The sequence below is a fragment of the Phenylobacterium sp. genome, assembly GCF_016793225.1.
In the GTDB taxonomy this organism is placed as follows: Bacteria; Pseudomonadota; Alphaproteobacteria; order Caulobacterales; family Caulobacteraceae; genus Phenylobacterium.
Genome location: NZ_JAEUMN010000188.1, coordinates 32,601 through 41,449, shown reverse-complemented (window position 1 = coordinate 41,449; position 8,849 = coordinate 32,601). Strand labels below are relative to the sequence as shown.

At 71.8% G+C, this 8,849-nt stretch carries 9 protein-coding genes; 6 read left to right on the top strand and 3 right to left on the bottom strand.

From position 1 onward, the window contains the following. Positions 1-3 precede the first annotated feature (3 nt). Complete coding sequence (fabA, locus tag JNK30_RS22180) at positions 4-516, bottom strand: 3-hydroxyacyl-[acyl-carrier-protein] dehydratase FabA (RefSeq protein ID WP_293485845.1); 513 nt, start codon at positions 514-516, stop codon at positions 4-6. Positions 517-588: 72 nt separating this feature from the next. After that, the gene (locus JNK30_RS22175; RefSeq protein ID WP_367118777.1) at positions 589-1,095 is read right to left on the bottom strand and encodes an SH3 domain-containing protein; all 507 of its coding nucleotides are present in this window, start codon (positions 1,093-1,095) and stop codon (positions 589-591) included. A gap of 131 nt (positions 1,096-1,226) precedes the next feature. On the opposite strand from JNK30_RS22175, the gene JNK30_RS22170 reads away from it, so the two are divergent. Together JNK30_RS22170 and JNK30_RS22165 are read left to right on the top strand one after the other, a co-directional pair. Next, a complete protein-coding gene (locus JNK30_RS22170; protein ID WP_293485822.1) occupies positions 1,227-2,213 on the top strand; it encodes a D-glycerate dehydrogenase in 987 nt (328 codons plus the stop codon). An 89-nt stretch (positions 2,214-2,302) separates the two neighbouring features. After that, positions 2,303-4,309 carry a S9 family peptidase gene (locus JNK30_RS22165; protein WP_293485821.1) on the top strand — a complete coding sequence of 669 codons (2,007 nt, stop codon included), beginning with the start codon at positions 2,303-2,305 and terminating at the stop codon, positions 4,307-4,309. 86 nt (positions 4,310-4,395) lie between these two features. Here JNK30_RS22165 and JNK30_RS22160 read toward each other — a convergent pair whose 3' ends face one another. Beyond that, entirely contained in the window at positions 4,396-5,133 is a 738-nt protein-coding gene (locus JNK30_RS22160; RefSeq protein WP_293485820.1) for a molybdopterin-synthase adenylyltransferase MoeB, read from the bottom strand. Positions 5,134-5,171: 38 nt separating this feature from the next. Between JNK30_RS22160 and hslV the strand changes: the two genes are divergently transcribed. The 4 genes from hslV to JNK30_RS22140 all read left to right on the top strand — a co-directional run bounded on the left by hslV (position 5,172) and on the right by JNK30_RS22140 (position 8,828). After that, entirely contained in the window at positions 5,172-5,720 is a 549-nt protein-coding gene (gene hslV / locus JNK30_RS22155; protein WP_293485818.1) for an ATP-dependent protease subunit HslV, read from the top strand. A 124-nt stretch (positions 5,721-5,844) separates the two neighbouring features. Continuing rightward, positions 5,845-6,738, top strand: a complete 894-nt coding sequence (locus JNK30_RS22150; protein ID WP_293485816.1) for a DUF4440 domain-containing protein — start codon at positions 5,845-5,847, stop codon at positions 6,736-6,738. 18 nt (positions 6,739-6,756) lie between these two features. Beyond that, positions 6,757-8,061 carry an ATP-dependent protease ATPase subunit HslU gene (gene hslU / locus JNK30_RS22145; protein WP_293485814.1) on the top strand — a complete coding sequence of 435 codons (1,305 nt, stop codon included), beginning with the start codon at positions 6,757-6,759 and terminating at the stop codon, positions 8,059-8,061. After that, positions 8,061-8,828, top strand: coding sequence for a M48 family metallopeptidase (locus JNK30_RS22140; RefSeq protein ID WP_293485812.1), 768 nt, complete (start codon positions 8,061-8,063; stop codon positions 8,826-8,828). The genes hslU and JNK30_RS22140 overlap by 1 nt, the downstream gene beginning before the upstream one ends. Positions 8,829-8,849: the final 21 nt, after the last annotated feature.

Here is an 8,849-nt window from a genome sequence, read left to right as displayed (position 1 = left end):
CCCTTACCCCTGCTCGCCGGGCTTGAAGAGGCCGACGCGAAGGTCCTTGGCCTCATAGATGGGCTTGCCGTCGGCGAGGAGAACCCCGTCGCCGATGCCCATGACCAGACGGCGCAGGATCACGCGCTTCATCTCGATCTTGTAGGTCACCTTCTTGATGTCGGGCGTGACCTCGCCGGCGAAGCGGACCTCGCCGCAGCCCAGCGCCCGGCCGCGGCCCGGCGCGCCGCTCCAGCCCAGGAAGAAGCCGACCAGCTGCCACATGGCGTCCAGGCCCAGGCAGCCGGGCATCACCGGGTCGCCGATGAAGTGGCAGTCGAAGAACCAGAGGCCCGGGCGGATGTCGAGTTCGGCCTCCATGTAGCCCTTGCCGTGCTCGCCGCCGGTCGCGTTGATCTCCACGATCCGGTCGAACATGAGCATCGGCGGCGCGGGCAGCTGGGCGTTGCCCTGCCCGAACATCTCGCCGCGGGAACACGCCAGGAGTTCCTCGTAGGCGAAGCTCGAGGGCCTTATCGGCACGTCATTCATCGAATATGCCCTCGTTTCGGCAGAGGCGCCGGGCCTAGCACGGAGCCCGCCGCTCCCTCAACGACATTGCGGCGCGTCGGAAGTTCCCCAGAGGGTCCCTTCCCGGACCCAGCCGCTGGCGCGGTCCGCCTTCACCCTGCACCAGCCCTTCTCGCAGCGGGTGAGCGAGGCCATGGCGCGGACGTTCAGATAGGCCGCGGTCTCGGCGCCCCTCTCGGGCCGGCGCAGCAGGGCCACCGGTTGCCGGCGCGTGTTGATCACCGCGCGGCGGCCGTCGGTCACGCGCTTGTGCACCCAGGCCACGCCGCCCTCCGGATCGCAGACCCGCCGCCAGTCGGCCGTCTCGGCCACCACCTGCACGGGCAGGCCGCGGGTGCGGTAGACCCACAGCAGCCGGTGGTCGTCGCCAGGGCCCGCGCGGGCGTTCACCTTGCCGAACTTCAGCACGATGTAGCGTGGCACCGGATAGCCCGACGGGGTCGGCCGGTCGGCCGGGGCCGCGCCCGCCAGCAGCAGCGCGGCCATGCCCAGGGCCGCCAGCCGGGGCGCCCTTGCGCGAACCACCTTCAACGCCAACGTCCGATGACCCTCGCCTCGCCTTGGCCGTGACCGGCCCCCCTGCTAAGGGTTCCGCAACTCGACGCGCCGCCGTCTCGATGCGAGGCGGACGGCGCAGGACCTTTTCCCGTAGGCCCATGGCGTCCCGCAAGCCGAAAGTCATCGTCACCCGCAAACTGCCCGACCAGGTCGAGACGCGGATGCGCGAGCTGTTCGACACCGAGCTGAACATCTCGGACGAGCCGATGACCCGCAAGCAGCTCCTCGACGCCATCGGGCGCTGCGACGTGCTGGCGCCCACGATCACCGACAAGATCGACGCCGCCATGCTCGCCAAGGCCGGCGAGCGGCTGAAGCTCATCGCCAACTTCGGCGCGGGGGTCGATCACATCGACGTGGCCGCCGCCAACGCCGCGGGCGTCGTGGTCACCAACACCCCGGGCGTGCTGACCGAGGACACCGCCGACCTGACCATGACGCTGATCATGGCCACGCTGCGCCGGGTGATCGAAGGCGCCAACGCCGTCCAGGCGGGCGAGTTCACCGGCTGGGCGCCCACCTGGATGCTGGGCCGCCGGCTGGGCGGCAAGCGCCTGGGCGTGATCGGCATGGGCCGCATCGGCGCCGCGGTGGCCCGGCGCGCCCGCGCGTTCGGGCTCCAGATCCACTACCACAACCGCAAACCCGTCAGTCACGTGGTCGCCGACGAGCTGGAAGCCACCTACTGGGACAGCCTGGACCAGATGCTGGCGCGGGTGGACATCGTCACGGTGCACGCCCCGGCGACGCCGGCCACCTACCACCTGCTCTCGGCCCGGCGGCTCAAGCTCCTGCAGCCGCACGCCGTCGTGGTGAACACCGCGCGCGGCTCGATCATCGACGAGCAGGCGCTGGCCGACATGCTGGTCGAGGGCAAGCTCGCCGGCGCCGGCCTCGACGTCTTCGAGCTCGAACCGAAGATCAATCCCAAGCTCCTGAAGTGCCCCCAGGCGGTCCTGCTGCCGCACATGGGCTCGGCCACCGTCGAGGCGCGCGTGGACATGGGCGAGAAGGTGATCATCAACATCAAGACCTGGATGGACGGCCACCGCCCGCCCGACCGGGTCCTGCCGCAGATGCTGTAGGCCCGCCTGCGCCAACCTGCGGCGTTGACGGTCCGGCGCCGTCTCCGCAAGGTCGGGCGCGACGTATCGGCGTTACCCTTGGACCCTGGATGCTGACGCGCCGTTCGATGCTGGCCGCCGCGGGCGCCGGCCCCGCCGTGGCGCCGCAGGCGGCGCGCGCGCAGGGCAAGGCCCCCCTTCCGCCCAGCCTCGACGAACTCCTCCGCGAGCCGACCGTGCACGACGCGGCGATCTCGCCCGACGGCGAGCAGCTGGCCATCCTGCGCACCGACATCCGCGACGGGAAGGTCCGCGCCTACGTCACCCTCTCGCGCATGGCCGAGCTCACCGCGCGGCCGGCGGTCGTGCTGCTGGGCGAGACGCGCGTGCGCCAGGTCGAGTGGGCGAACAACGAGCGCCTGCTCATCTGGATCACCCTCTACCGCGACGACCGGGGCAAGCCCTACGGCGTGTGGTTCGGCGACGAGTTCCTGCCGATCCCGGTGCGGCGCGTCGTGTCGGTGGACCTGAAGGGCCAGGACCCCGTGGTCATGTTCGCCGGCTCCAAGGCCGTACTGCGCCGGGGCTTCGACGCGAGCCAGGTGGTCGACCTGATGGCCGACGATCCCCGCCGCATCCTGATGCAGGCGTGGAACGACACCCGCAACGCCTTCGGCCTCTACCATGTGGACGTCTACTCGGGCGAAGCCGCCCTGGTGGAGACGGGCGTGCCGGCCACCGACTTCTGGCTCACCCAGGGTGGCGTGCCCATGCTGCGGATGGACTCCAACGCCCGCGGCACGGTGCGCTGGGTCTACGGCCGCGCGCCCGGCGAGCGCGACTGGAAGCTGGTGCGCAAGTCGCGCCTCAACGAGCTCAAGAAGGTGCCCGACTTCGACGTGGTGGGGCCGACGCCCCAGGCCGGCGTCTTCCTGGTGTGCCAGCGCATGGAGGGCCGCGACACCACGGTGGTGCGCACCTTCGACATCGCGAGCCTCACCTTCGGCGACGTGGTGGCCGAGAAGCCCGGCCACGACTTCGAGACCGCCTTCGTGGACGAGAACCTGCGCCTGGTGGGCAGCCTCTACTGGGACGACCGCCTGAACTACGAGTTCGCGGACCCGGCGCTCGCGCCGCACTTCCGCGCGATCAACGCGGCGCTGAAGAACGCCTGCAACGTGGCGCTCTACGACATCGACACGGCCCATCGTCGCCTGCTGCTGAAGGTGAGCGGACCCCAGGAGCCCGGCGCCTTCCAGGTCTACGACCGGGAGAAGCGGTCGCTCGAGTACGTGGGCCACTGCAAGCCGTGGCTCGCGCCCGAACGGCTGGCCCGGACCGAGCCGCTGCGCGTGAAGACCCGCGACGGCGCCGAGATCACCGCCTACCTGACGACGCCGATCGGCGCGGCCGCGGCGCCCCGGCCGATGGTCGTGATGCCGCACGGCGGGCCCGAGCTGCGCGACTACCTGGACTGGGACGCCACGGCGCAGGCCCTGGCCGCGCGCGGCTGGCTGGTGCTGCAGCCCAACTTCCGCGGGTCCGGCGGCTACGGCCGGGCCTTCGCCGACAAGGGGCGCCGGCAGTGGGGCGGGCTCATGCAGGACGACGTCGAGGACTGCGTCGCCCACGTGGTGCGGCTGGGCCGCGCCGACCCGGGTCGCGTGGCGATCTTCGGCGCCAGTTACGGGGGCTACGCCGCCCTCATGGGCGCGGTGAAGACGCCCCGGCTCTACCGCGCCGCCGTCTCGATCGCCGGCGACGCCGACCTGCTCGAGACGCTGGCCTTCTCGCGGCGCGAGGACGGCGCCGACTCGCCCGCCTACGCCTACTGGCGGACCACCATCGGCGATCCGAAGGCCGACGAGGCGCGCCTGATCCAGGCCTCGCCCGCCCGCCGCGCGGCCGAGATCGAGATCCCCGTCCTGCTCATCCACGGGACCGAGGACGCCATCGTGGATCCTCGCCAGTCGCGGCTGATGGCCCGGGCCCTGAAGGCGGCCGGCAAGACCTGCGAGCTGGTCGAGCTCAAGGGCGAGGGCCACCGCAACTGGTCTGACGCCACCTGGAAGAACGTCCTGGCCAAGGTCACCGACTTCATCGCCGCGCACATTTGACCGCACGCCTCCCCCTCTCGCTTCGCGAGCTCCCCCAAAGGGGGAGCAATGTCGGCAGGGACGGGGAGAGGGGGGAGCTTCGGAAATCAGCCCCCGCAGACCGGGCAGTCCGGATCGCCCGCCACCCGCACCGTGCGCGTCTCGCCGGCCAGGGCGTCGTAGATGAGCAGCCGGCCGGCGAGCGGCTCGCCCGCGCCGGTGATCAGTTTCACGGCCTCCACCGCCATCATCGAGCCCACGACGCCGGCCAGGGCGCCCACCACGCCCACGGCCGTGCAGGTCTCCGCGTCCGGCGGGATCTCGGGCACCAGGCAGCGGTAGCAGGGCTGGCGGCCGAACACGCCCACCTGTCCCGTCCAGCGCCCGATGGCGCCCGACACCAGCGGCTTGCCGTGCTTCACGCAGGCCTCGTTCACGCAGAACCGCACCCCGAAGTCGTCGGTGCCGTCCAGCACCATGTCGACGCCCTCCACCAGCTGGTCGGCGGTGTCGGGCCCGAACGCGCCGTGGAAGCCCGCCACGAAGATGTGCGGGTTCAGGTCGTGCAGGCGGTCGGCGGCGGCGTCCACCTTGGGCCGGCCCAGGTCGTCGTCGGCGTAGATCACCTGCCGCTGCAGGTTCGACCGCTCCACCTCGTCGGGATCGGCCAGGATGATCGTCCCCACGCCCGCGGCCGCCAGGTAGAGCGAGGCCGGCGCGCCCAGGCCGCCGGCGCCGACGATCAGCACGCTCGCGCTCTTCAGCTTCTGCTGCCCGGGACCGCCCACCTCGCGCAGCACCAGGTGGCGGGCGTACCGCTCGATCTCCTCGTCGGTGAAGCTCATGTCTTGACCTGGCGGACCCCGCTGCTCACATCGCGCCGATGTCCAATAGCTTCCCAGACTGGCACGGCACCACCATCCTCGCGGTGAGGAAGGGCGGCAAGACCGTCGTGGCCGGCGACGGCCAGGTCTCCATGGGCCAGACCGTGGTCAAGGGGACCGCGAAGAAGGTGCGCACCCTGGCGGGCGGCCGCGTGATCGCGGGCTTCGCCGGCTCCACCGCCGACGCCTTCACGCTCATCGAGCGGCTCGAGGGCAAGCTCGAGCAGTATCCCGAGCAGCTGACCCGCGCCTGCGTCGACCTCGCCAAGGACTGGCGGACCGACCGGTACCTGCGCCGGCTCGAGGCGATGATGATCGTCGCCGACAAGGACCAGATCTTCACCGTGACCGGCGCCGGCGACGTGCTGGAGCCCGAGCATGGGGTCGCCGCCATAGGCTCCGGCGGCAACTACGCCCTGGCCGCCGCCCGGGCGCTGGTGGACGTCGAGGGCCTCGGCGCCGAGGAGATCGCCCGCCGGGCCATGGCCATCGCCGCCGAGATCTGCGTCTACACCAACGCCTCGCTCACGGTGGAAATCCTGGGCTAAGCGCCGCGGGGCCCTCCTATTGAACCACCAGGCCCGCCAAGCTCACAAAGAGTCGGCGCTGACCCTTGGTGTCCTTCGTGCTCTTGGTGGTGAAACCTCGTCGCGTCGCGGCTAAACCACCACCATGCGCGCCTTGTCCGCCCTCCTGATCGTCCTCCTGGCCGTTCCCGCCGTCGCCGCGCCGATCGATCCCGCGCCCGTGGTCGCCGCCGAGCGGGCGTTCGCGGCCGACGGGCTGGCGCTGGGCATCCAGGCCAGCTTCTTCAAGCACTCGGCGCCCGACGGCATCGTCTTCGGGCCCGAGCCCATCCTGGCCAAGGCGGCCTTCGGCGAGCCCCAGCCCAAGGGTCCGCCGCTGGTCTGGTGGCCCCTGTGGGCCGGCATCGCGCGGTCGGGCGACCTTGGCTTCACCACGGGGCCCTACACCTTCGACGGCCAGCCGCGCGCCTGGTACTTCACCGTCTGGGCCCGGCAGCCCGACGGCTCCTGGAAGTGGCTCTACGACGGCGGTCCCCCCAGCGACATGACCGGCGCGGCCCCCAAGGATTCCCCCGTCGCCTACGCCCGGCTGGCCGAGCGCCGTGCGGGCTCGGCCCACAAGGCCATGGTCCAGGTGACCGCGGCCGAGAAGGCGCTGCACGCCGCCGCCGCGGCCGACGTGAAGGCGGCCTACCTGGCCGCGGTGGCCGACGACGGCCGGGTGCAGGGCTCGCGCGCCAGGCCGCCCACCAGCCGCGCCGAGCTGGAGGCTGAGCTGGACACCCGCCCCGCGGCCATCGCCTTCGCGCCCCTGGGCGGCTCGGCGTCCGACGCCGGCGACCTGGCCTGGACCTACGGGGCGGCGAAATGGACCGCGCGCGACGGTTCGGCCCAGCGGGGCCACTACGTGCGCATCTGGCGCAACGACAAGGCGGGCTGGCGCCTGCTCTACGACCAGCTGCTGGCCGCGCCGCCGCTGAAACCGCCGCCCGCAAAAACGCCGGACGGCGCAGCGTCACCGTCGCCAGGGGCGAACTGAGCCCCTATCTAGCGCGGCATGACCGAATTCTCTCCGCGCGAGATCGTCTCCGAACTCGACCGCTTCATCGTCGGCCAGAACGACGCGAAGAAGGCGGTGGCCGTCGCCCTGCGCAACCGCTGGCGCCGCCGCCGGGTGCCCGACGACCTGCGCGACGAGGTCACGCCCAAGAACATCCTGATGATCGGGCCCACAGGCGTCGGCAAGACCGAGATCGCCCGGCGGCTGGCCAGGCTGGCCCAGGCCCCGTTCCTGAAGGTCGAGGCCACCAAGTTCACCGAGGTGGGCTACGTGGGCCGCGACGTGGACCAGATCGTCCGCGACCTCGTGGAGAGCGCCATCGCCATGGTGCGCGAGAAGCGCCGCGCCGCCGTGCGCGCCCGCGCCGAGGCCGCCGCCGAGGAGCGGATCCTGGACGCCCTGACCGGCCCCGGCTCGACCGCGGCCCGCGAGAGCTTCCGCAGGAAGCTGCGGGCGGGCGAACTCGACGACAAGGAGGTCGAGCTGCAGCTGGCCGACACATCTTCGCCGCTCGGCATGATGGACATCCCGGGCCAGCCGGGCGTCGGCATGGGCGTGCTGAACCTGGGCGACATGTTCGGCAAGGCCTTCGGCGGCCGCACCAAGACCCTCAAGACCACCGTCTCCGGTGCCTGGGCGCCGCTGATCGCCGAGGAGAGCGACAAGCTGGTGGACCAGGAGGCGCTCACCACCGAGGCCCTGGCGCTCGCCGAAAACGAGGGGATCGTCTTCCTCGACGAGATCGACAAGGTGGCGTCGAACCGCGAGCGGTCGGGCGCCGACGTCTCGCGCGAGGGCGTGCAGCGCGACCTCCTGCCGCTGATCGAGGGGACCACCGTCTCCACCAAGCACGGCCCGGTGAAGACCGACCACATCCTGTTCATCGCCTCGGGCGCCTTCCACGTGGCCAAGCCCAGCGACCTCCTGCCCGAGCTTCAGGGCCGCCTGCCGATCCGCGTGGAGCTGAAGGCGCTCACCCGCGAGGACATGCGCCGCATCCTGGTCGAGCCGGAAGCCAACCTCGTGCGCCAGCACCAGGCGCTCATGTCCACCGAGGGCGTCACGCTGGAGTTCACCGAGGACGCCTACGACGCCCTGGCCGACGCCGCCGTGCAGGTGAACGGCTCGGTCGAGAACATCGGCGCCCGCCGGCTGCAGACGATCCTGGAGCGGGTGATGGAGGAGATCAGCTTCACCGCCGCCGACCGCACGGGCGAACGGATCGTCATCGACCGCGCCTATGTCGAGGGCCGGATCGCCGACCTCGCCAGGAACACCGACCTGTCGAAGTTCATCCTCTGATGTGCGGCGTCTGCTTCTCCCGTCGCGGGCTGCTGGCCGCCCTCGGCGCGGTCGGCCTCGCCGGCTGCAGCGAGAACGCAGCCACCGGCCGACGCCAGCTCGTCTTCGTCGACGACGGCCAGCTGGCCACCCTCGCCGACCGCACCTGGAACGAGGTGGTGGCCAAGATCCCGCCGGTGGCCGACCCCGCCGCCCAGGCGCGGCTCGCCCGCATCGGCGCCCCGCTCGTGAAGGCGGCCGGCCGCGACGATCTCGACTGGTCGTTCACGGTCCTGGACAGCCCCGAGTTCAACGCCTTCGTCCTGCCCAACGGCCGGGTCGGCTTCTTCCGCGGCCTCATGGAGTTCGCCCGCGACGACGGCGCCATCGCGTCGGTGGTCGGACACGAGATCGGCCACGTCCTGGCGCGGCACTCGGCCGAGCGGATGAGCCAGGAGATCGCCGTCCAGGCGGGCGTCGGCATCGCCCAGCTCCTGATCTCGCAGGAGGCCGGCCAGTACGCCGACGAGATCGGCGCGGCCCTCGGCGCGGGCGCGGTGCTGGGGGTCATCCTGCCCTACTCGCGCAAGCACGAGCTCGAGGCCGACCGCGTGGGCGTCGACCTGATGCGCAAGGCCGGCCAGGACCCCAACGACGCCGTGCGCTTCTGGGAGCGGATGATCCGCCGGGCCCAGAACACCGAGCGGCCGCCCGAGGTGATCTCCACCCACCCGGCCGACACGCGCCGCCTGGAAGCGCTGAAGGCCGCCGTCGCCAGACCCGCCTGACCCCAAGCGCCCGGGCTTCCC